Origin of the sequence: Sphingopyxis sp. TUF1, assembly GCF_036687315.1 — a bacterium.
Classification (GTDB): Bacteria; Pseudomonadota; Alphaproteobacteria; order Sphingomonadales; family Sphingomonadaceae; genus Sphingopyxis; species Sphingopyxis kveilinensis.
In genome coordinates, this window is record NZ_CP144683.1 from 1,320,022 (window position 1) to 1,343,905 (window position 23,884).

The window sequence follows — 23,884 nt, forward strand, 5'->3', positions numbered from 1 at the left end:
ATGCCATATGATTGTTCCTCCTTCGCCAAAAAAGACCGTCGTCATTGCGAGGAGCGTAGCGACGAAGCAATCCAGGGCGGTTTCCGCCTACTCTGGATTGCCGCGTCGCCTCCGGCTCCTCGCAATGACGATGCGCTTGAATCGGAGCGCGGGGCCCAGTCCTCTTGCCTATAAAGTCCTGTTTGTATAGTTACTTGCAAATGCCGTCAAGCGCGCCCGACCCGCTGCTCGTGCAGCTCGGCAGCCATCGTTGGCTTGTGCCTTTGCTCGCCGATCTGGCGGCGCATCGCGGCGCGCGCTTCGTCGAGCTGGTCCATCGCCTCGGCCTTTCGCGCGATAGCCTGACGCGCACCCTCGACGCCGCCGTCACGATCGGCTGGGTCCGGCGCAATCCCGGCCACGGTCACCCGCTGCGCCCCGAATATATCCTCACCGAAGCGGGCGCCGTCGCCGCCGCGCGCGCCGCGACGATCGCCGAAGCACAAAGTGCGGTCGGCCTCCCTGCTGGCGCCGCAACGCGGTGGAGCCTGCCGATCGTCGCAGGCATCGGCGCTGGGCACGACCGCTTCAACGCGCTGTCGCGCCTGCTCGCGCCCGCCACCCCGCGCGCGCTGTCGCAGGGGCTGACGGCGCTGGGGGAGCATGGGTTGGTGCGGCGCGAAGTACTCGATATGCGCCCGCCGGCGAGCCGATACGATCTGACGCGACGCGGGCGCGTTTTGGCGGAGGCGTGCGCGATCTAAAGCCCATCCCCTTCAGGGGAGGGCGATGCTATCCCAAAGCCATCTTCACAAAATCCGCGGCACGCTCGCCGATCATGATGCTCGGCGCATTGGTGTTGCCGCTGACGAGCCGCGGCATGACGCTCGCGTCGGCGACCCACAGCCCGTCGATGCCATTCAGCTTCAGCGTCGGATCGACCACCGCGTCCGCATCGCTCCCCATCCGGCAGGTGCCGACGGGGTGATAGACGGTGTCGGCGCGGCTGCGGATCATCGTGTCGAGTGCGGCGTCGTCGTCGAGGTTCACCGGATGGCGATCGACCCCCGCATAGTCAGCGAGCGGCGGCGCCGCGACGATGCGGTGCATCATCCGCACTCCCGCGCGCAATACCGCCATGTCGCGCTCGTCGGTCAGGAATCCGGGATCGATTGCCGGTGCAGCGGCGGCATCGCCCGATGCCAGCCGTACCGTCCCGCGGCTTTCGGGGCGCAGCACGCAGGCGTGGCACGAAAAGCCGTGCCCCTTCACCTTGGTCCGCCCATGATCCTCGAGCATCGCGGGGACGAAATGATATTGCACGTCGGGCGCGGGCAGGTCGGGGCGCGACTTCCAGAAGCCCCCCGCCTCGGCGAAACAGGTGGTCATGATGCCGCTGCGCTTGGTGCGATGCTCGAAAATCGCCTTCACCATCCGCCAAGTGCCACTGGCACTGTTGCCGAGCGGATCGGTCGAGCGCGTCTCCCAGCTCGACACATAATCGATATGGTCCTGAAGGTCCGCGCCCACTGCCACGCGGTCGGCGATCACCGAAATGCCCTGTTCGCGCAGATGCGCCCCCGGCCCGATCCCCGACAGCATCAAAATCTGGGGCGACCCGAACGCCCCCGCCGACAGCACGACACCGCCCCGCGCGCGCAGCGTCTCGCGGCGGCGCCCACAGCGGATTGCCACGCCCACCGCGCGCCCGTCTTCGATCACTATCTGCTCGACCAGCGCGCCGGTACGGATGTCGAAATTGGCGCGCCCGCGCAGCGGTTCGACATAGGCGCGCGCCGCCGACCAGCGTTCGCCGTCCTTCTGCGTCACCTGATACAGCCCGAAACCCTCATTATCAGGCCCGTTGAAATCGGCGGTGCGCGGCAATTGCAACGCCCCCGCGCTTTCGATGAAACGGCGGCTCGTCACATTGGGCCAGCGCTGGTCCATCACATTCAGCGGCCCGTCCGCGCCGTGAAACTCGTCGCCGCCGCGCTCATTGCCCTCGCTGCGCTTGAAATAGGGCAGCACATCGGCGTAGCTCCACCCCGTCGCGCCCAGCGCCGCCCATTGATCATAATCGAAGCGGTGCCCGCGGATATAGACCATCGCGTTGATCGCGCTCGACCCGCCCAGCCCGCGCCCGCGCGGCTGGTATCCGGTGCGGCCGTTGAGCCCCTTCTGCGGCAGCGTGTCATATTGATAGTTCGACGATTTGGGGATGAAGGGCATGAACCCCGGCGTCTTCACCCGCATGATATCGTTCGTCCCGCCCGCTTCGATCAGGCAGACGCTGCGCTTGCCGTCCTCGGCGAGCCGCCCCGCCGCCGCGCTTCCCGCGCTGCCCCCGCCGATGACGATGATGTCGAACTGATCCATATCTGCCGCTCCCCTCGCCACCGGTTCAGGTGGTCAATCGCGACTTACATGAATGTCATTAGAGGGTGTGGCAACCCCTCTCCGTTCGTGTCGAGCGAAGTCGAGACACGTCTGCGCCAGCCTTCGCGTGTCTCGACTTCGCTCGACACGAACGGACAGAGGGCCGCGCTACTCCGCCGCTTCCTCACTCGGCCGCCCCGCCGCCCAGCGTTCCTTGATCGTCGCGCTCGTTGCGCGGCTGCCGTCGTGACTCCAGCCGGGTTCGCGCCACATATAGCTAAGCTTGTGCCGCCATGGCGCGGCCCAGACATCCTTCGCAATCCCGACCCATTCGTGGACCGCGGCCCAGAGGATGTTGAAGCTGCCGAGCTGCTTGACGATGCCGTACCGCACCGGCTCGTCGTCGCGTTCGGGAACGAAGCTGCCGAACATCTTGTCCCAAACGATGAACACGCCCGCATAATTGGCGTCGAGGTAGCGCGGGTTCACGCCATGATGCACACGGTGGTGTGACGGCGTATTCATCACCGCCTCGAACCATCGGGGCATCCGCCTGATCGCCTCGGTATGGATCCAGAATTGGTAGATCAGGTTCAGCCCCGCGCAAAAAAAGACCATCGCCGGCGGAAAACCGATCAGGAACAGCGGCAGGCGGAACAGAAAGGCCAGGCTGAAAAAGCCCGTCCACGTCTGCCGCAGCGCCGTCGACAGATTATAATGCTGCGAACTGTGGTGGATGACATGGCTTGCCCAGAACCAGCGCACCCGGTGCGCGCTGCGGTGAAAGGCATAATAAGCGAGGTCATCGAGGACGAAGCAGAGGATCCACGCCCACCACCATGTCTCCAAAGCGATGCCGATGTCGAACAGGCGGAACTGGTGGACCCAGACCGCCATCGCGATCACCGCCGCGCCGACGAGCGCACCCGCAACCTGGCTGCCCGTGCCGAGCAACAAAGACGTCAGCGTATCGCGGGCTTCGTAGCGGCTCCTGTCCTGGCGCCGCGAGACGATCATTTCGACGATCAGCAGCAGGATGAAACCGGGCACCGCATAGACGACGGGATCGGGCAGCTCAGGCACGGACCACCTCGCGCATCCGGCTCGCCCACATTCCCGCATCCTTCCCCAGCTGCAACGTCACCGCGCCGAAAGTCTTTTCGGGCATCGTCAGCGTCAGGAAATCCTTGTCGAGCCGCCCGATCACGCTGGCATCGACCGGCCGCGCGGCAAAGAAATTGCCGTGCGCGCGCACCAGCATCATCCGCCCTTCGGCATTGCGCACGATCGCGGCAAAGCCCGCGCGATCACGCGCAACCTCGACCCCACGAAACCCCGCCTCGGCCTCTTCGGCAAGGCGGATCGCATGGCCCGCATCCTCGATCCGCGGATCGGCGCCCAGCCCCATCCGCCCGACCAGCCAGGCGACGAACAGCACCGCGACAAGCGACGCGCCCGTCTGGACGAGAACTGCCGTCACCGCTCCCCCGCCAGCGCGTCGAGCATCGGCCGCAGGCCGGTGAGGTCATAACCCGCCTTCGCCGCCGCATCGACAATCGCGCCGACATCGTCGCCCGCGCGCGCGCGCGCCAGCGCCCACAAATGCGTCGAGCGCGTTCCCGACCGGCAATAGGCGAGGATCGGCCCCGTCGCATCGCCGAGCAGCTTGTCGAGCGCATCGATCTGCGCGTGGCTGAACCCCGCATGGCCGATGGGGATCGCCGCATAGGCCAGCCCTTCGGCCGCCGCGGCATGGGCGATGTCACCGCCCTGCGGCGCCGCGGGCTCCTCGCCGTCGGGGCGGTTGTTGACGATCATCGCAAAGCCCTGCGCCTTGGCCTCGGCGACATCCTCGATGCCGATTTGCGGGGCGACACTGAATTGGGCGGACAGGGGACGAAAATCGCTCATACCAGCGATCTACTCCCGCCGTGTGGCTGCTGACAAGCGTGAAGGTGCGAAGGCAGCCGGGGGTGGGGGGCTTTGGGGTGGTGAGCTGCCATTGGTAAAGAGCGCGAGCATCCTCTCCCGCAAGCGGGAGGGGCAGCGAGACTTACGAACTTTGTTCGTTAGTCGCAGCGGGGTGGGCCATCGCACCGTCGCTGCCCACCCCCAACCCCTCCCGCCTGCGGGAGGGGAGAAGAATGGCAGCTATAGGTCGAAATCGAACGCTCAAAACTGCCGGATCACATTCAGAAATGCATCGCCCCACGCTTCCAGCTTCTTCGCGCCGACCCCCGGAATCGCGGCAAGGTCGCTGCGCGTCGCCGGGCGCTCGCTCGCCATCGCGCGCAGCACCGCGTCGTGAAAGATGACATAGGGCGGCACTCCCGCCTCGGCGGCCAGCTCGCGCCGAACGCCACGCAACGCGTCGAACAGCGGATCGCCGACGGGGTTGGCGGCAGCGCGGTCGCTTCGGCTGGACCGCTGCGTGCGCTTCACCGGCGGCTCGGCGATCAGCACCGCGGCGTCGCCCTTCATCACCGCGCGGCCCGCGGGACCGAACATCAGCCCGCCATGCTCGGTCGCCTGCAACGCCTCGCGCGCGACGAGCGTGCGCACCAGCGGCTTGATCAGCCGCGCGTCCTCGCCCTCGACGATTCCGAACACCGACAATTTGTCGTGCCCGCGGCTGACGACCCGCTCGTGGCTCCGGCCGGTCAGCACCGCCTCGACATGCCCCGCGCCGAAACTCTGCCCGGTGCGATAGACCGCGCTCATCAATTTCTGCGCGAGCACCGTCGCGTCGACCTGTTTCGGCGGATCGAGGCAAGTGTCGCAATTGCCGCAGCGTTCGGGCGGGTTTTCGCCGAAATGGCGGAGCAGCAGCGCGCGGCGGCACTCGACCGTCTCGACAAGCGCCGCGAGCGCGTTGAGCCGCGCGCGCTCGCCCGCGACGCGCGCCTCGGGCAGCTCGGACAGGCGCGAGCGGGCGCGCGCGAAATCGTCCGCCGCCCACAGCATCAGCGCCTCGGCCGGGTCGCCGTCGCGGCCCGCGCGGCCCGTTTCCTGATAATAGCTCTCGATCGATTTCGGCAGGCCGGCATGCGCGACGAAACGTACATCGGGTTTGTCGATCCCCATGCCGAAGGCGACCGTCGCTGTGACGATCCCGTCCTCCGACGCCACAAAATCATGCTGCACCTGCGCGCGCCATTCGGGGGCGAGCCCGGCGTGATAGGCGGCGACATTGCGCCCAGTCGCTGCGGCGAGCCTTTCGGCCATGCGTTCGGTCCCGTCGCGCGTCGGGCAATAGACGATTCCCGGCCCCGGATTGGCGGCGATGAAATCGGCGAGTTGCTTGGCCGGGCTCACCCGCGGCATCACTCGGTAGCGGATGTTCGGCCGGTCGAAGCCCGCGAGCACCAGCCCCTCGGCGGGGATACCCAGCTGGACCAGAATGTCCTCACGCGTGTGCTTGTCGGCGGTTGCCGTCAAAGCCAGCCGCGGCACCGAGGGAAAGGCATCGAGCAACAGCCTGAGCAGCCGGTAGTCGGGGCGAAAATCATGCCCCCATTCGGACACGCAATGCGCCTCGTCGATGGCGAAGAGCGCGGGCATCCGCGCGTCCATGAGCGCGCGGAACCCCTCGCCCGTCGCGCGCTCGGGCGCGATATAGAGGAGGTCGAGCTGGCCGTCGCGATAGGCCTGGCGCGTATCGGCGAAATCGGCATCGACGCTGGTCAGGCTCGCCGCGCGAATCCCCGCTGCGCGCGCGCCGCGCAGCTGGTCGTGCATCAGCGCGATCAGCGGCGACACCACGACGACGCAGCCGTCGAGCGCCACGGCGGGCAATTGATAGGTCAGCGACTTGCCCGCCCCCGTCGGCATCACCGCCAGCGTGCGCTCGCCCGCCATCACCCGATCGACGACCTCGGCCTGACGGCCCCGAAAATGATCGAAGCCGAAGGTGGATTTGAGCAGCGGGAGGAGCGCGTCGGCGGACATTGTGGGTGGCGATAGGGAAGTTGAAGCGGCGGGGGAAGACCCCGCTCGTCATTGCGAGCGAAGCGAAGCAATCTCCAGCCATAAATCTGACGCACGCTTGATAGCTGGAGATTGCTTCGTCGCTACGCTCCTCGCAATGACGCGCATTACGCCAAGGTCAGCATCGCCCGCTCGGTCATGCGCGTCGCGGTTTCGCGTTCGGCCATCACCACATGGTCGGCGCCGCGGCGCACCAGGTCGGCGACCTCCTCGTCCGAATGCGCGCGCGCGACGATGACCAGTTTGGGATTGATTGCCCGCGCGCGCCGCACGATCGCCCCCGCCTCGACACCCTCGGGAATCGCGATCAGCAGCGTCGACGCGGAATCGAGCCCGGCCTGGCGCAGGACGCTTTCCTTGGTCGCATCGCCGACAATCACCGTCGCGCCCGTTTTGCGCGCCGCCGCCGCCATATCCTTCTGGTCCTCGATCACCGTCAGCCCCTCGCCGCGTCCGCAGATCAGGCTGCCGATATGGCTGCCCACACGCCCATAGCCGACCAGCACCACCCCTGCATTGCACGGCTCGGGAACCGCCTCGGCCGCGTCGCTCGTCGGTTCGGGCGCAGGTTCGTCGGCGCGGATGCGCTTCACCGCCAGCGTGAACAGAATCGGGTTGAGCAGGATCGACAGCATCGACCCGGCCAGGATCAGATCGCGCCCGGTGTCGGGCAGCACTTGCAGCCCGACGCCCAGCCCCGCAAGGATGAAGGAAAATTCGCCGATCTGCGCCAGGCTGACCGAGATGGTCAGCGCGGTCTGCGATTTGTGGCCAAAGGCGCGGACGAGCGCGAAGGCCGCGAGCGACTTGCCCACGACGATGATCGCGACCGTCGCAATCACCGGCCCCGGCTGTTCGACGATCACCTTGGGATCGAACAACATGCCGACCGACACGAAAAACAGCACGGCGAATGCATCGCGCAGCGGCAGCGTTTCCTCCGCCGCGCGCCGCGATAATTGCGTCTCGCCCAGGATCATGCCCGCGAAAAAGGCGCCGAGCGCGAAACTCACGTCGAAGATCACTGCCGCGCCAAACGCGACCCCCAGCGCGATCGCCAGCACCGCCAGCCGGAACAGTTCGCGCGATCCCGAATGCGCGACCCAGTGCAGCACCGCGGGGAGCACGCGCCGCGCGATCAGGAACATGAAGGCGACAAAGCCGACGACTTTGACCAGCACGACGCCCGCCGATTGCAGCAGCCCGGCGCCGTTCGCTTCATCGCCGCGGCTACCGAACATCGCGGGCAGCAGCACCAGCGCGAGCACCATGACCAGATCCTCGACGATCAGCCAGCCGACCGCGATCCGTCCCTTTTCGGTCTCGATCATGTCGCGCGCCTGAAGCGCGCGAAGCAGCACGACGGTCGAGGCGACCGACAGCGCGAGCCCGAACACCGCGCTACCCTCGATTGACCAGCCGAGATACAGCCCCAGCATTATGCCGAGTGCGGTCGCCACGGTGATCTGCGCCAGCGCCCCCGGCACCGCGATCCTGCGCACCGACAGCAGGTCTTTCAGCGAAAAGTGCAGCCCGACCCCGAACATCAGCAGAATGACGCCGATCTCGGCGAGCTGCATCGCAAGTCCGGTGTCGGCGACAAAGCCCGGCGTAAACGGGCCGACCAGAATGCCCGCAAGCAAATATCCGGCAATCGGCGAAATGCGAAGCCGATGCGCGAGCGCACCCATCAGAAAGGCGACACCGAGCCCGGCGACGACGGTCCCGATCAGCGTTGTGTCATGCGGCATGATGTCATGCGTAAAGGCCGCAGGCGCGCGCGGTCAACCCAAGGCAAGTGATTTTGTTATATTTGTTTCACCGCGCGGCGAACAGCCAGCGGCCGCATGCCCATGCCGCCATCGCGCCGCCAAGCTGTGCCGCGACGAAGGCGGGCACGTCGGCGGGCGCGATCCCGGCGAAACTGTCCGACAGGCTGCGCGCCACCGCAATTGCGGGATTGGCAAAACTCGTCGACGAAGTGAACCAATAAGCCGCGGTAATATAGAGCGCGACGCTCGGCGCCACCCAGTCGGGGCGGTGCCGCACGGTGCCGAGGATTGTCAGAATGAGGCCAAAGGTCGCGACGAACTCGCCCGCCCATTGCCCGCCGCCGGTGCGCGCCTTCGCCGAAAATTGCAGCAGCGGCAGATCGAACATCAGATGCGCCGCCCACACGCCAAGGATGCCACCCGCAAGCTGCGCGGCGACGTAAAGCACCGCAGTGCGCGGCGCGATTCCGCGGCCGAGCGCCATCACCAGCGTCACCGCGGGGTTGAAATGCGCGCCCGACACCGGCGCCAGCATCGCGATCAGCACGAACAATATCGCGCCCGTCGCGAGCGCATTTGCGAGCAGCGCGACCCCGACATTGCCGCCCGACAGCGTCTCGGCCATGATTCCCGATCCGACGACGGTCGCGAACAGGAAAAAGCTGCCGATCGCTTCGGCCGCGACCGGCCGGGTCACGCCGCGCCCTCCACCTGCCCGATCGCGTTCAGCGCGACGCGCCGCTCCGCCGGCGTCATGTCTTCGAGCGGCAGCGCGAGCATCGCGGCGACGCGCATTTCGAGCAGCCGGAATGTTTCGGCAAAGGCCGCATCTTCGGCCGCTGCGCCGCCCGTCACCTCGGCAGGGTCGGCAAGCCCCCAATGCGCGCGCGTCGGCGCCCCCGTGAACAGCGGGCACGCCTCGCCGGCCGCATTGCCGCACACGGTGATCGCGATGTCGATGCGCGGCGCGTCGGGGGCAGCGAACGCGTCCCAGCTTTTCGAGCGGAACGCCGAAACGTCAAAGCCCTTGGCGCCGAGCAGGCGGAGCGCCGCGGGGTGCGGCGCGCCCCTGGGCTTGCTCCCCGCGCTATACGCGCGCAGCCGCCCACCGCTCATGCGGGCGATCAGCGCCTCGCCCAAAATGCTGCGCGCCGAATTGCCGGTGCACAGCACCAGCACGCCAAGCCCCTCCCCCGCCGTCATATCAACAGCAGGCTTTGGGTGCCGCTTGCTGCGGGATGGTCGGCGCGCAGCACGCACCCTCAGCGGCATTGTCCGACGCCAGCGTGCTCAAATCGGGATTGTCACCGTACACCGTCGCCTCGCCATTGGTCAGGAACGCTTCCCACACCACTCCGTCAGGATCGGCGATCCAGCTCTTCTCCGATCTGGCGTAGCAACAGGTCGTCGCGCCTTCTTCGAGCACCGGCGCCCCGGCGTCCTTCAGCCGACCATAGACCGCCTTCAGCTCGCCCTCATCCTCTACCTGCAACCCGACATGCTCGATCCCGCGATGTGCGCCGTCGCGCACCGAGATCGCAAAATTGATCCGCGGATCGTCGAGCATCCATTTGGCATAGTCGGGCTTGGTGACGCTCGGCGCGGCGCCGAAGAGTCCGCTGTAAAAGGCGATCGACTTGTCGAGGTCGGCGACCCCCACATGCATATGAAACCGGCTCATGCGCTTTTCCTTTCGGTTTGAATTTCGGTGGCACATCCCGCAGCGGGCGCGCAGGCCGCCCCGCCGCAGCAATTTTCCATGAGGAAGCCGACGAGCGCATTCATCGCGCCATAGTCGGCCGAATAGATGAGCGAGCGCCCGTCGCGCCGCTGCGCGATCAGCCCCGCGTTGGTGAGCTGCGCAAGATGGAAGGACAGCGACGACGCCGGCACCCCCAGCGCCTCGGCAATCGCCCCCGCCGCCAGCCCCTCGGGCCCCGCCTGCACGAGCAGCCGGAACAGCGCCAGCCGATGCTCCTGCGCCAGCGCGCCGAGCGCGCGGATAACAGCTTCGGATTCCATCGCGGCCTCCATGATTCGATAATCGTGGAAATATGGAATCTTACTTCATTCGTCAAACGATATTTTGACAATCATCGAAATCTAAAGCAGATCGAAGGACGCTACCTGCCTGCATCGCGGGTCCAGCCGCGATGCTCGACGAGCCGCTGGCCGTTGTCCACGAAGTCAAATCCGACCCAGACTTCCTCGACATCGTGTACGCATAGGGCCGAACGTATCAGCAAAACGGCGTACTCTAAGAGAGTATTTGGTGAGTTGGTTTGCAGCGTGCCTGAAGGGATGTGGTCGCCGAAAGTTCGCTAACGGCCAATAGCACGGAAGCGTTGCCCGGACATGGGTACCTCAAAGCATCCATTGGCATTGAGACGATGCTGATCACGAATAGCGGGCCAAAGCATCATCAGCCGGGCGGCTTGATGAAAGAGTGGTCGTTTCTGCAGCGATGGACCCAGGAAGAAGCCTACAAGACCTTGTCGTATAAAGAGTTCTCTCGATGGCCGACGCTTGGCTATCCGCATATCAGCTGAAATTACTGCCCAACGCCCTTCCTTACCTAACTCGGGAATCCATTCTTCATCTTTTAGATTGGATCGACCAAACTTCGCGCGAAGCGAAACAATCTCATCCCCATCGGCCTCGAAAACGGTGTGCAATGCCGTCGCGAGCCTAGGCGGAAGATCATTGTCGATCATGACTTTCACGCCGGTGCAAGCCGTCCAATCTGCCGTTCAAAGGCGAGAGCATCACGAACCACCGAAGTTGCCAGTTCGAAAATGCGGGCGACCTTATCTACCGACCGACCCTCTGCTTGGTAAGCTTGGGCCAGCCTAATCGTTGGCACCCCTCCGGCGTCCGTGATCGGCTGACCAAAGGAACGCTCTGGATCGGCGACGACCTGCCTGCTCTTTTCGAAGGGGAACCAACGCGTCGCCTTCTCCTCGTCAAAATCGAGATCGAGAAAGGAGCGCTCGATTATCTTTGGAAAGGCGTGTTGGCGACTTTTAAGATCAATGACATCGTGTGAACCATCGTCATCCAATCGCTCAAGAAATAAGCGCTGACCATCTGTTCGGAAACGAGCGCTTGAGAACGGATGGCTATCTTTGGCTATTTCGGCAGCGGTCGACAAGCATAAGCGGATGGTGGGCAGGCCGAAGCCTATATTGCGCAGCTTTCCAACCATCCGGGCTTCGATCAAGTCTCGAAAACCAAGCAGTGGTTCGTCCTGATCAAGCCCATATTGAGGCGTCCACAGCGGCTGCTGTCGCACCCTTGGACCGTGATGATCATATGAATAACCAAAGAGCCAACGGCGGATGGAAGTCGACGGCACACCGAGAAGTTTACCAGCTTCCGCCAGTGAATATGCTCCAATGCCATATGCCGCGTCACTCATGGCGCTCTCCTTATCACGTCCATATAATTCACAAGAATGAATTTGCGCCTTATCGGTGCCAATGAGCACCGCTCAAACCGTCCCCTCCTCCTTCTCCGCCTGCTGCCGCGCCCACATGTCGGCATAGAGCCCGCGCATCCGCAGCAGTTCATCGTGCGTCCCCGTTTCGGCGACGCGGCCCTTGTCGAGCACTATGATGCGGTCGGCGTTCGTCACCGTCGACAGGCGGTGCGCGATCACGAGCGTCGTGCGGCGCGCCGCGATTCTTTCGAGCGTATCCTGGATCGCGGCTTCGGTGCGGCTGTCGAGCGCGCTCGTCGCTTCGTCGAGGATCAGCACCGGCGGGTTTTTGAGCAAGGTCCGCGCAATCGCGACGCGCTGCTTCTCGCCGCCCGACAGTTTCAGCCCGCGCTCGCCGACCTCGGTGTCATAGCCCTGCGGCAGCAAGGCGATAAAGCCGTCGATCGCCGCGCCCTCGGCCGCCGCCGCAATTTCCTCGGCGCCCGCGCCTTCGCGGCCATAGGCGATATTGTAACCGATCGAATCGTTGAACAGCACCGTGTCCTGCGGGACGATGCCGATGCTCGCGCGCAGGCTTTGCTGCGTCACCTGCGATATGTCCTGCCCGTCGATCAGGATGCGCCCGCCCTGCGGATCGTAAAAGCGGAACAGCAGCCGCGCGATCGTCGACTTGCCCGCGCCCGACGGTCCGACGATCGCCAGCGTCTCGCCCGCGCCGACCGCAAAGCTCACGCCATTCAGGATCGTGCGGTCGGGCTCGTAACCGAAGACCACATTTTCGAACGTCACCGCGCCGCCGTTCACCGCCAGCGGCGCCGCGCCCGGCGCATCCGAAATCTCGGGCGGCGTGTCGATCAGGCGGAACATCGCTTCCATATCGATCAGCCCCTGGCGAATTACGCGATATACCATGCCGAGCATGTCGAGCGGGCGGAACAGCTGCGCGAGCAAGGTGTTCACCAGCACCACGTCGCCGACCTTATATTCGCCGACCGACCAGCCCCACACGGTGTACGCCATCGCCCCCGCGAGCGCGGCGTTGGTGATCAGGCTCTGCCCGATGTTCAGCCACGCCAGGCTGTTCTCGCTCTTCACCGCGGCGCGCGCATATTGGTCGGCGACGTCGCGGTAGCGCGCTTCCTCGCGTCCCTCGGCGCCGAAATATTTGACCGTCTCGTAATTCAGCAGGCTGTCGACGCTGCGCCCGATCGTCAGCGTGTCGAGGTCGTTCATCCGCGTGCGCAGCGCGTTGCGCCAGTCAGTCACCTTGCGCGTGAAGATGATATAGACGACGACCATCAACGCGGTCGCGCTCGCCAGGCCGAAGCTGAACTTCGTCCAGAAGATGATCAGCACCGCGGCGAGCTCGATCACCGTCGGCGCGATGTTGAACAACAGGAAATAGAGCATCGTGTCGATGCTCTTGGTTCCGCGTTCGATCACCTTGGTGACCTCGCCCGTCCGCCGCGCGAGGTGGAAGCGCAGGCTCAGCGCGTGAAGGTGGCTGAAGGTCGCGATCGCCAGCTCGCGCGTCGCATCCTGCCCCACGCGCTCGAACACGACGTTGCGCAAATTGTCGAACAGCACCCCGGCAAAGCGCGCCCCGGCATAGGCGAGCACCAATCCGATCGCGAGCGCCACGCCCGCTTCCATCCCCGGCACCATGCGGTCGATCGCGGCGCCATAGAGGAAACCCATCGACAGCTGCACGCCCTTCGACGCGAGCACGATAAGCCCCGCGAAGATGATCCGCGCCTTCGCCTGCCGCTGCCCTGCGGGCCACAGATACGGCAGGAAGCGCCGCAGCGTGGCGAGGACGGGCGGCTCGCGGCCGGCATCGGCGGAGGTGGCGGTGTCGGGAGGCATGCGCGCCCCATGTAGGGGGGCTGGCGTCGAACGCCAAGCTTCAGCTAGCGAGCTTCGAAGATCGGGCCTTTCTCACCCAAAGGCACACAGAACCCAAAATCCCGTTCGCCCTGAGCTTGTCGAAGGGCCGTTTTTACTTTCGGCGTGGCAAAAGAACGGTGCTTCGACAAGCTCAGCACGAACGGAGTGGGAAGACGCTTTGCGCCTTCGCGCCTTTGCGTGAGAAAATTCTTCTCTACCGCCCCGCGCGTTGCCCCATATGGCGGATGATGCGGTCGATCAGGCGGCGTTCTTCCGATGTCGGCGTCGGCACGATGGCTTCGGGCGGTTGCTGGCGGCGGCCGAAGAGCGGGCGGCGCGGCGGAACGAGGGAGGAGAAGCGCATGGGGGCTTGCCTTCGATCTGGCAGTGTCGCCCCCCGGCACCGCAGGTGAATCTGGTCCGCGCCGAAGGTGAAGGCGCGTGGTTGCAGATCGGTGAAGAAGGCTGGTTACTGCTTTCTTTCCGGTACGGTGAAGGTGCCGGTGACGCGCCCGCCGGTACCGCCCTCGACCGGATTGCCGTCGGGTCCGCGCGTTGCGCCGCGGCCGTCGACCGTCGCGCGGCCGCTGTTCAGATCGATCACCAGCCGCCCGCCGCGCAGATTGTTGCCGCGCTGGCGCAGTTCGACATTGCCCACCATCGTGATCAGCCGCCGGTCGAGGTCATAGATGGCGACATTGCCGCGCGCCGATTCGTCGCCCTTCACCACCGTAACGCCGCCCGTTGCGTCGAGCCGGTTGACGTCGGTGCCGCCCGCGCGCGTATAGGCCACCGTCATCCGCGGCGCGGTTACGACCAGCCCCGCTTGCGTCACCCTGACCCCGCCCGCCAGTACGACGCGGTCGGCGCGGTCCTGCACCTCGATGCTGCCCGCGGCGAAATCGACGGGCGCATTGCTGTTGTGATTGGCGAGCGCCTGCGCCGCCGCGCGGTCGCCGCCGCCCGCCGACAGGATTGCCAGGCTCGTCAGCACAAAGCCCGTGCCCGCAAGCGCCAGGCTCTTTCGCGTCCAAAGCCGGTTCATCTGATCGCTCCCTGGTTGATTCGCAGCCGGGCATTGCCCTCCAGCCGGACGATCCGCTTGTCGAGGTCGGCGGACAGCGCGTTGGCCGAAAATTGCCCGATGTTCAATGCGCCATTCACCCCGCCCGTTCCGGTGAGGGTGCGCGTCTTCAGATCGACCGCGACATTGCTGGCGTCGAGCCGGTATCCGTTCGCGCTGCGCACCTGCACCAATCCGGGCACCGCAACCTTTTCGGTTTCCATATTATAGGCACTGTCGCGCGCGACGATCGTCGCCGGGCCATCGGACAGGCGGATCGCCCCCGATAGGTCGGTCATCCGCACGATCGGTTCGGCCGAGCTTTTCTGCACCGCGCTGCCCGCGAGCAAGGCAAAGGGCTGCCCCTTGCCATCTTGCCCGCGATACTCCGCGCGCGTCACCTTCATCCGCTCGCTCGCCATATCGACCTTGTCCTTGGCAAGCAGGAAGCTGATTTCGGCGCGCTGGGTGAAGGGCGAAAAGACCAGCACCGCCGCGACGACGCCGATCACCAGCGGCAGGCCGTAACGCAGGATGCGTACCAGCCGGTCGTGGCTCGACCCGCTTCGCGCCCACATCTGGCGCATCGTGCGGTCAAGGTCGGCGCGTTCGGACATGCTTGCGAATCGACCCTCAGCTGTGCGCGAAAATATCGACCTCGGGCCACCCGGCAAGGTCGAGCGCCGCGCGCGTCGGCAGGAAATCGAAACAGGCCTGCGCCAGCGCCGTGCGCCCCTCGCGCGCCAGCCGCGCGTCGAGGACTTCCTTCATCGCGTGCAGGAAGCGCACGTCGCTCGCGGCATAGTCGCGCTGCGCCTCGCTGAGTTCGGCGGCGCCCCAGTCGCTCGACTGCTGCTGCTTCGACACTTCCTGCCCCAGAAGCTCGCGCACCAGTTCTTTCAGCCCATGGCGGTCGGTGTAGGTGCGGATCAGCTTCGATGCGATCTTGGTGCAATAAACCGGCGCGGTCACGACGCCCAGCGCCTGCTGCAACGCGGCGATGTCGAAGCGCGCGAAATGGAACAGTTTCAATCGGCCCGGATCGGTCAGAATCGCCTTCAGCACCGGCGCATCATAGGCGCTGCCGGGCTTGAACCGCACCAGATGCTCGTCGCCCATCCCGTCGCTGATCTGGACGAGGCACAGCCGGTCGCGCAGCGGATTGAGCCCCATGGTTTCGGTATCGATCGCGACCGCGCCGGCGCCAAGCACGCCTTCGGGCAAGTCTTCTTCGTGGAAATATACGCTCATCCCGCCGCCTTAGGCCAAGCGGACGCGCCGCTCAATGACTGGTTTTCGCTCGCTTGGCGGGCGCGCGACGGGCTGCGGCAATTCGAATGATATTCGCGACGACGCCACTGCAATTTTCTGTTCGCAGCCTGTGGATAATTAGGCTATATCTTGCGTCCTTAGGTGGCATGGGGCGAGTCTGTGCCCGTGGCGATCTGCGTCCCCGTCCGACGCAAGGAGCCGGTTGAATGGGGTATGGACGACCGAAAGCGACTACTAAGCAATGAGTTTCAACAAGGATCGCCGTGGCCATCGCGGACGCGGCAAGCGCGATGATTTCGGCAATTTCGACAGCTTCGAACCGGCCCCCTACGGCGGCGACTCCTACGGCGGCGGCCGTGGCGGTTTCGGCGATCGTGATCGCGGCGGCTTCGGCGGTGGCGGCGGCGGCGGATTTGGCGACCGCGGCGGCTTCGGCGGCGGCGATCGTGGCGGCGGTGGCGGTTTCGGCGGCGGACGCGGCGGCGGGATGCCGGCGCAGGTCGTCGGCGAGGGCCAGGGCACGGTGAAATTCTTCAATCCGTCCAAGGGTTTCGGCTTCGTCGCGCGCGACGATGGCGGCGAAGATGTCTTCGTCCACATCAGCGCGGTCGAACAGGCGGGGCTTCAGGGCCTGGCGTCGGGCCAGCCGCTCGGCTTCACGCTTGTCGAACGCAACGGCAAGGTGTCGGCGATCGACCTCAAGATCGAGGGCGAACCGATGCCGGTCGAGGAATTCGCCCCGCGTCGCGACGACCGCGCGGGCGGCGACCGTCCCGGCGGCGCGCGCGGACGGCGCCAGCTGACCGGTGAACGCACCTCGGGCACCGTCAAATTCTTCAACACGACCAAGGGCTTCGGCTTCATCGCGCGCGATGACGGACAGGCCGACGCCTTCGTCCACATCAGCGCGGTGCAGCGCGCGGGCATGACCGGCCTCGAAGAAGGCGACCGCGTCGCCTTCGACATCGAAGTCGATGACCGCGGGAAATTCGCCGCGGTGAATATCCAGCCGCATCAGGACTGATCGGCGGCACGACCGGACATGGAAAGGGCGGCCTTGGGGTCGCCCTTTTTATTTGTTTGGTGTGGTAAATGCCCGGTTTCGGCCGATTAGGGGCATAATATCCTCCCTGTGGCCGAAGGCCATGGGGAGGTGGCAGCGCGAAGCGCTGACGGAGGGGCTTTGGCGCAAACGTCGCCGCCCCTCCACCACGCCCTTCGGGCGCGGTCCCCCTCCCCACCGCTTCGCGGCAGGGAGGATTTAGCGGCCGATTACCACTCCAAAGCCGCCCCTCCCGCAGACGGAAGGCACCCTCAGCTCAATACCCCAGCGTCGCTTCCAGAAACCAGATGCGTTGCTGCGTCTCGTCGGCCCAGCCGTCGACCAGCCCGCTTGTCGCAATATCGCCATCGGCTTCGGCAGCCGCCTTGACCTCCTTGAGCTGCGCGAGCAGCAGCTTGTTGTCCTCGGCCAGGTTGCGGATCATCGTATCGGCCTCGACGCCGCCCGCATCATCGTCGCGGATCGACGTGCGGCGGCCGATGTCGCCGATCGACCGCAGCGTCGCGGCGCCGTTCTTGCGCACGCGTTCGGCGATCAGGTCGGTTGTCGCGAAAATCTGCGCCGCCTGTTCGTCGAACAGCAAGTGCAGTTCGCGAAAGCGCGACCCCTGAACGTGCCAATGATAATTCTTGGTCTTGAGATAGAGCGCAAAGCTGTCGGCAAGCAGCGCGTTGAGCGCATCGGCAACCGCGGGCGTATTTTTGTCGGACATAGGCAAATCCTTTCGTTACGCCGCCTATATAACAACGGCGGACGTCCTTTTCCCATCGAAGCTTTGGCTAAGTTTCATCGGCAAAAACGATGAAAGCTGATCGCGTCATTATTTCATCCGATCAGTCCGAACGCCCCAAGCGCGGTGCGGATGCCCCATAGGACAAGGATTGCCGCGGCCACCCAGCGGAGCAGCAGTGCCGCGCGCTGCTCGGCGAGCGCAGGACCGAAAGCAAGGAAAGGCAGCATCGCCAGCGTCCAGCCCACCAGCCCGCCCGCCGCGGCCCATTGCCCTGCGCCGCTCGTCGCCGCGAGCGCGCCGATCAGGAAATGGCTGCGGTCCCCAAACTGGTTAGCCAGCAGCTGCACGCCGAGTTCCGCCGCCGACGCATCGGCCAGCCCCTCGGCCGGCTCGGCCTTCGACCGCCACAGGATCGCGACCGCCGCCGACAGCAGCGCCAGCGCGACGAACAGCGCGGCAATTCCCGGCCCGATCATCCGGTTGGCGACCGACCCTGCGAATGCGGCGACAAGCGCGTTGATGAGGAAAGCGCCGAACATGATACCGACGGTGACGCGCCGGTCGGCGCGCACGGCGATCAGCCGCGCCAGCGCGATCCCGCTGCGCCCGTCGGCATTGGCGAGCAGCACCGCCACCAGCGCGAACATGATTGCGTCCATGACGACAGGCTGTGCGGCGTCAGTCCGCGTGCGTCAATGACCGAGCCGCGTCGCGACCGACGCGAGCCAGGCTTCGTGCATCGCCGCCGGCATTGGCCCGCGCGGCGCCTGCACCGCGTCGCTCATCGCGTCGAGATAGGTCAGGATCGCCGCACGATAACCGCCCCCCGCCACCGCCGACTCAAGCCGGCTCGCCAGCGTCTCGACCGCGGCAAAGCCATGGTCGCGCGCGAGGCAGCGTATGTCGTCGATCCCCTGCACGATGTGGGTAAGCGCACAATGCGGCAAAGCGGCCGCCAGCGCGCCGATCTGGCCCGTGATCCGGTCCTGGATGTCGAGATATGGGTCGGTCTGGGTCTGCATCGTCCATCCCCTGCTTGGGGACTGACGATGCGCGCTTTTGGTTAACGCGGCGTTAGCGGTGCCCGAGGGGGACGCCCTGCTTCTGCTTGCACTTGTACATGTCGCGGTCGGCGGCGGCCAATATATCCGATTCGTTCATGCCCGTTTGCAACATCGCCACGCCGAAACAGGCGGACAAAGCGATGTCGTTGCCGTCATATTGCGCGGGCGCCGCGGTCAGCACGCCGCACAATCGCTCGACCTGCGCACGCGCGCCCTCTTCGCTCGACTGATCGAGGATCAGCCCAAATTCGTCGCCGCCGATGCGTGCGGCGACGTCAGTGGCGCGAATCGACGAAGACAGCCGCTTGGCAACCTCCATCAGCGCGAAATCGCCCGCGGCATGGCCGAAATTATCGTTGATATATTTGAGCTGGTTGACGTCGATGAACACGACCGCGGCGCGCTCGGCATGCCGCTCGAAGCGCGCCATGCGGTGATGAATCGCGGTCAGGAAATAACGGCGATTGAACAGCGGAGTCAGCGTGTCGCGTTCGGACACGCGCTCGAGTTCGGCGACGGCGATCTTCAACACGCGATTTTCGCGGCGCAGCGCGTCGCGTTCGCGGCGTATTTCCCGCAGCTGATCTTCGATGGAGTCAACGGAAACGGCGGCAAACTGGTCTACCGCGATCCGTGCCCCCCCTACGCTATCCATGCCTAGTCCCCGGCGCGTCCTGACATCCACCGGCGGGATGCCGACGGCTATGATGCGCAAGACACTAGCCGCGACTTGATACCAATCGGTAAACGCCGTGGCAGGCGTTGCGAAATTGGCGGCGTTGCCCGCGCGCGGCCTTGCCGCTAGGGGGAGGGCGGCGGCGATTCACCGATGGACCGGCCGCCCGCACAAGGAGGGATCGGGATGGGCGACAGCGCGCCGCAGGCCGAGGTGAGCGTGGGCGTCATCATGGGCAGCCAGTCGGACTGGCCGACCATGGCCCATGCGGTTCAGATCCTCGACGAATTCGGCATCGCGCACGAGGTTCAGATCGTCTCGGCGCACCGCACGCCCGACCGCCTCGTGGCTTATGCCAAAAGCGCCGCCGACCGGGGTTTGAAGGCGATCATCGCCGGCGCCGGCGGCGCCGCGCACCTGCCCGGCATGGTCGCGGCGATGACGCGCGTGCCGGTGCTCGGCGTCCCCGTCCAGTCGGCGGCGCTGAGCGGCGTCGACAGCCTCTATTCGATCGTCCAGATGCCCGGCGGCGTTCCCGTCGCGACCTTTGCGATCGGCAAAGCGGGGGCAACCAACGCCGGCCTGTTCGCCGCGGCACTGCTCGCGAACGAGGATGTAGGCCTCGCCGAAAAACTCACGGCGTGGCGCGAGACGCAGACGAACAGCGTCGCGCCCGCACCCGTTCGCGAAGGCTGACGCGCTTGCTGGCTCCCGGTTCGACGATCGGCATTTTGGGCGGCGGCCAGCTCGGCCGGATGCTGGCGGTTGCCGCGGCGCAGCTCGGCTACCGCACCCACATCTACGCCCCCGACGCCGAAAGCGTCGCTGCCGACGTCGCCGCGCACCACACGCAGGCGGCGTGGGACGACGAACCGCGCCTCGCCGCCTTTGCCGCCGCGTGCGACGTCGTCACCTTCGAATTCGAAAATGTCCCGGTCGACACGGTGCGCTACCTGTCGGGGCATGTCGCGGTGCGTCCCGGCGCGCCCGCGCTGAAGGTTGCGCAGGACCGCCTCACCGAAAAATATTTCGTCGCCGAACTCGGCGGTCGTCCGGCGCCGTTCGCGGCGGTGCCCGATCGCGCCGCACTCGATGCGGCGCTGGCCGAGGTTGGCGCGCCCGCCATCCTCAAGACCGTGCGCATGGGCTATGATGGCAAGGGGCAGGCGCGCATCATGACGCCCGCCGACGCCGACGCCGCATGGGATGCGATCGACCGTCACGCCGCGGTGCTCGAAGGCTTCGTGACCTTCGCGCACGAATTTTCGGTAATCCTCGTGCGCGGAATCGACGGCGAAGTGCGCTTCTGGGACAGCCCCGTCAATGTCCATGCGAACGGCATTCTCGCCAGCTCCAGCCTGCCGCCGCCGCGCGATGTGCTGGGTCAACAGGACGAAGCGCGCGCGCTGATGGCGGCGATCGCCGCCGAGCTCGACTATGTCGGCGTGCTCACCGGCGAGTTCTTCGCCACCGACGACGGTCCGGTGTTCAACGAAATGGCGCCGCGCGTCCACAACAGCGGCCACTGGACGATTGAAGGCGCCGTGACGAGCCAGTTCGAAAACCATATCCGCGCGGTCGCCGGCCTGCCGCTCGGCAGCACGGCTTGCGGGCCGCTTCCCGTTACGATGCGCAACCTGATCGGCGCCGACATCGCCAGCGTGGCGACGCTGCTCGCCGACGACGCCGCGCACGTCCATCATTATGGCAAGGCGGCGGTGCGCGACGGCCGCAAGCTCGGCCATGTCACGTGGGTCGGCGTTGAGGCGGGACATACAACGGCATGAACCATCCCGAAATCACGCTGATCCTCGCGCGCGCCGCCAATGGCGTGATCGGCGCGCACGGCAAAATGCCCTGGCACCTGCCCGCCGACCTCCGCCGCTTCAAACAGCTCACCATGGGCCGCCCGATGATCATGGGGCGCAAGACGTTCGACAGCTTCCCCGCGGTACTCGAAGGCCGCCGCCACATCGTCCTCACCCGCGATGCCGACTGGCAGGACGAGGGCGCCGAACCCGTCTCAAGCGTCGAGGACGCGCTGAAGCTCGCCAATGCGCCGCACGTGATGGTGATCGGCGGCGCCGAAATCTATCGCCTGTTCCTGCCTATGGCCGACCGGATCGAGCTCACCGAAGTCGCGATCGAGCCCACGGGCGATGCGGTGATCGACTATCCCGATCCAGCGCTCTGGCGCCAGATAGCGCGCGAGGATCATCCCGCCGACGACGCAGGGCGCCCCGCCTACAGCTTCGTGACGCTGACAAGGAGATAGCGATGCGCCGCTGGTTGATTGCCCTCTTGATCCTCATCGCGCTCGCCGCGGCCGCCTTTTTCGCGCTCGCGCCGGGGTTCGTCGAACGCGACCTCAACCGCATCGACGGCAAGCCGCTGCCACAGGTTTCGGCGCGCGCCAAGGCGCTGCACCGGACGCTGACGATCGTCGATCTGCACAGCGACACCCTGCTGTGGAAACGCAGCATCCTCGATCGCGCGACCCGCGGCCATATGGACCTGCCGCGGCTCGAAGACGGCAATGTCGCGCTGCAAATCCTCGCGAGCACCACCAAGTCGCCCAAGGACCAGAATTACGACGCGAACGCCAGCGACACCGACAATATCACCAGCCTGGTGATCGCACAGCTTCAGCCGGTACGCACCTGGAACTCGCTGCTCGAACGCTCGCTCTGGCACGCCGAAAAGCTCCACCGCGCCGTCGCGGCATCGAACGGCACGCTGAAACCCGTCGCGACTGCCGCCGACCTCGAGGCCCTGCTCGCCGCGCGGCGCGGCACGCCGCGCGCCACCGGCGCGATGCTCAGCGTCGAAGGACTGCACAATCTCGAAGGCGACATCGCGAACCTCGACAAGCTCTACGCCGCGGGCTTCCGCATGGCCGGGCTCACCCATTTCTTCGACAATGAACTCGCCGGGTCGATGCACGGGCTCAAAAAGGGCGGGCTAACCCCGCTCGGGCGCCAGGTCGTCACGGCGATGGAGGCAAAGGGCATGGTCGTCGACATCGCCCATTGCTCGGCCGCCTGCGTCGCCGACATCCTCAAAATGGCGCGGCGGCCCGTCGTCTCGAGCCACGGCGGCGTGCAGGCGACGTGTCGGGTCAACCGCAACCTCAGCGACGAACAGATCCGTGGGCTGGCTGCGACCGGCGGGCTGATCGGTATCGGCTATTGGGACGCCGCGGTGTGCGACACCTCGCCCGCCAGTATCGCCCGCGCGATGAAGCATGTCCGCGATCTCGTCGGCATCGACCATGTCGCGCTCGGCAGCGATTATGACGGCGCCACCACGGTGCGCTTCGACACGGCGCAGCTGGCGCAGGTGACGCAGGCGCTGATCGACGCCGGGTTCAGCGACGACGAAATCCGCGCCGTGATGGGCGGCAATGCGGTGCGCGTGTTGAAAGCGGGGCTCGTTCCGCTGACCCCGCCGGCGCCATGACCATGTCTCCTATTTCCGTTCGTGCTGAGCTTGTCGAAGCACCATCCTTCTTCTCGCGGCGCCGGAAAGAAAGAACGGCCCCTCGACAAGCTCAGGGCGAACCCGTTGAGGCAGGTCGATGATCCGCCTCGACGGCCACGCCCGCATCGAGGCGCCCCTCCGCGGCGGCGTCATCGCGCTCGGCAATTTCGACGGGTTCCACGCCGGGCATCAGGCGGTCGTCGGCCGCGCGGTTCGCCATGCGAAGGACGAGGGACGCCCGGCGATCGTCGCGACCTTCGATCCGCATCCGGTGCGTTTCTTCAAACCCGACGTCGCCCCCTTCCGCCTGACGACGCTCGACCAGCGGCAGGAACTGTTCGCCGCGGCGGGCGCCGACGCGATGCTCGTCCTGCCGTTCGACGCCGCGCTCGCGGGCACCACCGCCGAGGATTTCATCACCGGGCTTTTGCTCGACCGCTACGGCGCCGCCGGGGTCGTCACCGGCGCCGATTTCGTGTTCGGCAAGGGGCGCGGCGGCAATGTCGTCACCCTCGCCGACCATGCCCGCCGCCTCGGCTTCTTCACCGAAATGGTCGCGCCGGTCGAGGATGACGCGGTGATCTCGTCGAGCCGCATCCGCGAAGCCTTGCAAGCCGGCGACTGCGCCACCGCCGCGCGCCTGCTCACCCGCCCCTTCACCGTTCGCGGAGTGGTCCAGCACGGCGACAAGAACGGCCGCCTCTTGGGCTTTCCGACCGCGAATATCGACATGGGCAATTACCTCCGTCCGCGTTACGGCATCTATGCCGTCACCGGCAAGCTGCCCGACGGCCGCATCCTCAAGGGCGCCGCGAACCTCGGCATCCGCCCGAGCTTCGATCCGCCCAAGGAATTGCTCGAACCGCATTTCTTCGACTTCGCCGAGGATCTCTACGGACAGGAAATCGACGTCGCCTTCCACGCCTTCATCCGGCCCGAGGCCAAATATGACGGCATGGACGCGCTGATGGCGCAAATCGCGGCGGACTGCGACAAAGCGAAGGCGCTGCTCGCCGACTTCTAACCCCTCTCCCATTTAGGGAGAGGGCAGCCAGACTTGCCAGCTTGCTGGCTTAGTCGCAGCGGGTGA

General features: G+C 65.9%; 28 protein-coding genes. 7 read left to right on the top strand and 21 right to left on the bottom strand.

From position 1 onward, the window contains the following. Positions 1-200 precede the first annotated feature (200 nt). Positions 201-743, top strand: coding sequence for a winged helix-turn-helix transcriptional regulator (locus VSX77_RS06285; protein WP_338426795.1), 543 nt, complete (start codon positions 201-203; stop codon positions 741-743). A 28-nt stretch (positions 744-771) separates the two neighbouring features. Here the strand turns inward: VSX77_RS06285 and VSX77_RS06290 are convergent, their stop codons facing one another. The 17 genes from VSX77_RS06290 to VSX77_RS06370 all read right to left on the bottom strand — a co-directional run bounded on the left by VSX77_RS06290 (position 772) and on the right by VSX77_RS06370 (position 15,757). Beyond that, positions 772-2,358: a GMC family oxidoreductase gene (locus tag VSX77_RS06290; protein ID WP_338426796.1), complete on the bottom strand. Its 1,587-nt coding sequence runs from the start codon at positions 2,356-2,358 to the stop codon at positions 772-774. Positions 2,359-2,526: 168 nt separating this feature from the next. Then, entirely contained in the window at positions 2,527-3,441 is a 915-nt protein-coding gene (locus tag VSX77_RS06295; RefSeq protein ID WP_338426797.1) for a sterol desaturase family protein, read from the bottom strand. Further along, on the bottom strand, positions 3,434-3,838 hold the full coding sequence (locus VSX77_RS06300) for a hypothetical protein (RefSeq protein ID WP_338426798.1): 405 nt from the start codon (positions 3,836-3,838) through the stop codon (positions 3,434-3,436). Before VSX77_RS06300 ends, VSX77_RS06295 begins: the two co-directional genes overlap by 8 nt. Further along, on the bottom strand, positions 3,835-4,269 hold the full coding sequence (locus VSX77_RS06305; RefSeq protein ID WP_338426799.1) for a TIGR01244 family sulfur transferase: 435 nt from the start codon (positions 4,267-4,269) through the stop codon (positions 3,835-3,837). The genes VSX77_RS06300 and VSX77_RS06305 overlap by 4 nt, the downstream gene beginning before the upstream one ends. 261 nt (positions 4,270-4,530) lie before the next feature. Beyond that, positions 4,531-6,306, bottom strand: a complete 1,776-nt coding sequence (recQ, locus tag VSX77_RS06310) for a DNA helicase RecQ (RefSeq protein ID WP_338426800.1) — start codon at positions 6,304-6,306, stop codon at positions 4,531-4,533. Positions 6,307-6,452: 146 nt separating this feature from the next. Further along, positions 6,453-8,096, bottom strand: a complete 1,644-nt coding sequence (ybaL, locus tag VSX77_RS06315) for a YbaL family putative K(+) efflux transporter (protein WP_338426801.1) — start codon at positions 8,094-8,096, stop codon at positions 6,453-6,455. A 67-nt stretch (positions 8,097-8,163) separates the two neighbouring features. After that, positions 8,164-8,814, bottom strand: coding sequence for an MIP/aquaporin family protein (locus VSX77_RS06320; protein ID WP_338426802.1), 651 nt, complete (start codon positions 8,812-8,814; stop codon positions 8,164-8,166). Beyond that, positions 8,811-9,320, bottom strand: coding sequence for an arsenate reductase ArsC (locus tag VSX77_RS06325; protein WP_338426803.1), 510 nt, complete (start codon positions 9,318-9,320; stop codon positions 8,811-8,813). Before VSX77_RS06325 ends, VSX77_RS06320 begins: the two co-directional genes overlap by 4 nt. Position 9,321: 1 nt before the next feature. Then, positions 9,322-9,798 carry an ArsI/CadI family heavy metal resistance metalloenzyme gene (locus VSX77_RS06330; protein WP_338426804.1) on the bottom strand — a complete coding sequence of 159 codons (477 nt, stop codon included), beginning with the start codon at positions 9,796-9,798 and terminating at the stop codon, positions 9,322-9,324. Continuing rightward, positions 9,795-10,139 carry an ArsR/SmtB family transcription factor gene (locus tag VSX77_RS06335; RefSeq protein WP_338426805.1) on the bottom strand — a complete coding sequence of 115 codons (345 nt, stop codon included), beginning with the start codon at positions 10,137-10,139 and terminating at the stop codon, positions 9,795-9,797. Before VSX77_RS06335 ends, VSX77_RS06330 begins: the two co-directional genes overlap by 4 nt. A 299-nt stretch (positions 10,140-10,438) precedes the next feature. Beyond that, positions 10,439-10,831: a hypothetical protein gene (locus VSX77_RS06340; protein ID WP_338426806.1), complete on the bottom strand. Its 393-nt coding sequence runs from the start codon at positions 10,829-10,831 to the stop codon at positions 10,439-10,441. 5 nt (positions 10,832-10,836) lie between these two features. Further along, on the bottom strand, positions 10,837-11,535 hold the full coding sequence (locus VSX77_RS06345; protein ID WP_338426807.1) for a hypothetical protein: 699 nt from the start codon (positions 11,533-11,535) through the stop codon (positions 10,837-10,839). 72 nt (positions 11,536-11,607) lie between these two features. After that, complete coding sequence (locus VSX77_RS06350; protein WP_338426808.1) at positions 11,608-13,422, bottom strand: ABCB family ABC transporter ATP-binding protein/permease; 1,815 nt, start codon at positions 13,420-13,422, stop codon at positions 11,608-11,610. A gap of 235 nt (positions 13,423-13,657) precedes the next feature. After that, complete coding sequence (locus VSX77_RS06355) at positions 13,658-13,807, bottom strand: hypothetical protein (protein WP_338426809.1); 150 nt, start codon at positions 13,805-13,807, stop codon at positions 13,658-13,660. Between the two features lie 105 nt (positions 13,808-13,912). Continuing rightward, on the bottom strand, positions 13,913-14,488 hold the full coding sequence (locus VSX77_RS06360; RefSeq protein ID WP_338426810.1) for an LptA/OstA family protein: 576 nt from the start codon (positions 14,486-14,488) through the stop codon (positions 13,913-13,915). Then, positions 14,485-15,123, bottom strand: coding sequence for an LPS export ABC transporter periplasmic protein LptC (gene lptC, locus VSX77_RS06365; protein ID WP_338426811.1), 639 nt, complete (start codon positions 15,121-15,123; stop codon positions 14,485-14,487). The genes VSX77_RS06360 and lptC overlap by 4 nt, the downstream gene beginning before the upstream one ends. Before the next feature lie 16 nt (positions 15,124-15,139). Beyond that, on the bottom strand, positions 15,140-15,757 hold the full coding sequence (locus VSX77_RS06370) for a ribonuclease D (protein WP_338426812.1): 618 nt from the start codon (positions 15,755-15,757) through the stop codon (positions 15,140-15,142). Between the two features lie 262 nt (positions 15,758-16,019). Between VSX77_RS06370 and VSX77_RS06375 the strand changes: the two genes are divergently transcribed. After that, a complete protein-coding gene (locus tag VSX77_RS06375) occupies positions 16,020-16,802 on the top strand; it encodes a cold-shock protein (RefSeq protein ID WP_338426813.1) in 783 nt (260 codons plus the stop codon). Positions 16,803-17,097: 295 nt separating this feature from the next. On the opposite strand, the gene VSX77_RS06380 is transcribed toward VSX77_RS06375, so the two are convergent. The 4 genes from VSX77_RS06380 to VSX77_RS06395 all read right to left on the bottom strand — a co-directional run bounded on the left by VSX77_RS06380 (position 17,098) and on the right by VSX77_RS06395 (position 19,293). Beyond that, a complete protein-coding gene (locus VSX77_RS06380; RefSeq protein ID WP_338426814.1) occupies positions 17,098-17,553 on the bottom strand; it encodes a Dps family protein in 456 nt (151 codons plus the stop codon). A 113-nt stretch (positions 17,554-17,666) separates the two neighbouring features. Further along, a complete protein-coding gene (locus VSX77_RS06385; protein WP_338426815.1) occupies positions 17,667-18,221 on the bottom strand; it encodes a hypothetical protein in 555 nt (184 codons plus the stop codon). A 45-nt stretch (positions 18,222-18,266) separates the two neighbouring features. After that, positions 18,267-18,596 carry a hypothetical protein gene (locus VSX77_RS06390; RefSeq protein ID WP_338426816.1) on the bottom strand — a complete coding sequence of 110 codons (330 nt, stop codon included), beginning with the start codon at positions 18,594-18,596 and terminating at the stop codon, positions 18,267-18,269. Between the two features lie 52 nt (positions 18,597-18,648). Continuing rightward, entirely contained in the window at positions 18,649-19,293 is a 645-nt protein-coding gene (locus VSX77_RS06395) for a GGDEF domain-containing protein (protein WP_338426817.1), read from the bottom strand. A gap of 207 nt (positions 19,294-19,500) precedes the next feature. Between VSX77_RS06395 and purE the strand changes: the two genes are divergently transcribed. The 5 genes from purE (at position 19,501) to VSX77_RS06420 (ending at position 23,818) form a co-directional block, all read left to right on the top strand. Beyond that, positions 19,501-20,010 (top strand): 5-(carboxyamino)imidazole ribonucleotide mutase, encoded by a 510-nt coding sequence (purE, locus tag VSX77_RS06400; RefSeq protein WP_338426818.1) that lies wholly within the window; start codon positions 19,501-19,503, stop codon positions 20,008-20,010. Positions 20,011-20,015: 5 nt separating this feature from the next. Next, positions 20,016-21,101, top strand: a complete 1,086-nt coding sequence (locus VSX77_RS06405; RefSeq protein WP_338426819.1) for a 5-(carboxyamino)imidazole ribonucleotide synthase — start codon at positions 20,016-20,018, stop codon at positions 21,099-21,101. Beyond that, positions 21,098-21,589 carry a dihydrofolate reductase gene (locus VSX77_RS06410; RefSeq protein WP_338426820.1) on the top strand — a complete coding sequence of 164 codons (492 nt, stop codon included), beginning with the start codon at positions 21,098-21,100 and terminating at the stop codon, positions 21,587-21,589. Before VSX77_RS06405 ends, VSX77_RS06410 begins: the two co-directional genes overlap by 4 nt. A 2-nt stretch (positions 21,590-21,591) precedes the next feature. Continuing rightward, positions 21,592-22,773, top strand: coding sequence for a dipeptidase (locus VSX77_RS06415; protein WP_338426821.1), 1,182 nt, complete (start codon positions 21,592-21,594; stop codon positions 22,771-22,773). A 118-nt stretch (positions 22,774-22,891) separates the two neighbouring features. Continuing rightward, complete coding sequence (locus VSX77_RS06420; protein WP_338426822.1) at positions 22,892-23,818, top strand: bifunctional riboflavin kinase/FAD synthetase; 927 nt, start codon at positions 22,892-22,894, stop codon at positions 23,816-23,818. The last annotated feature ends 66 nt before the right edge of the window (positions 23,819-23,884 follow it).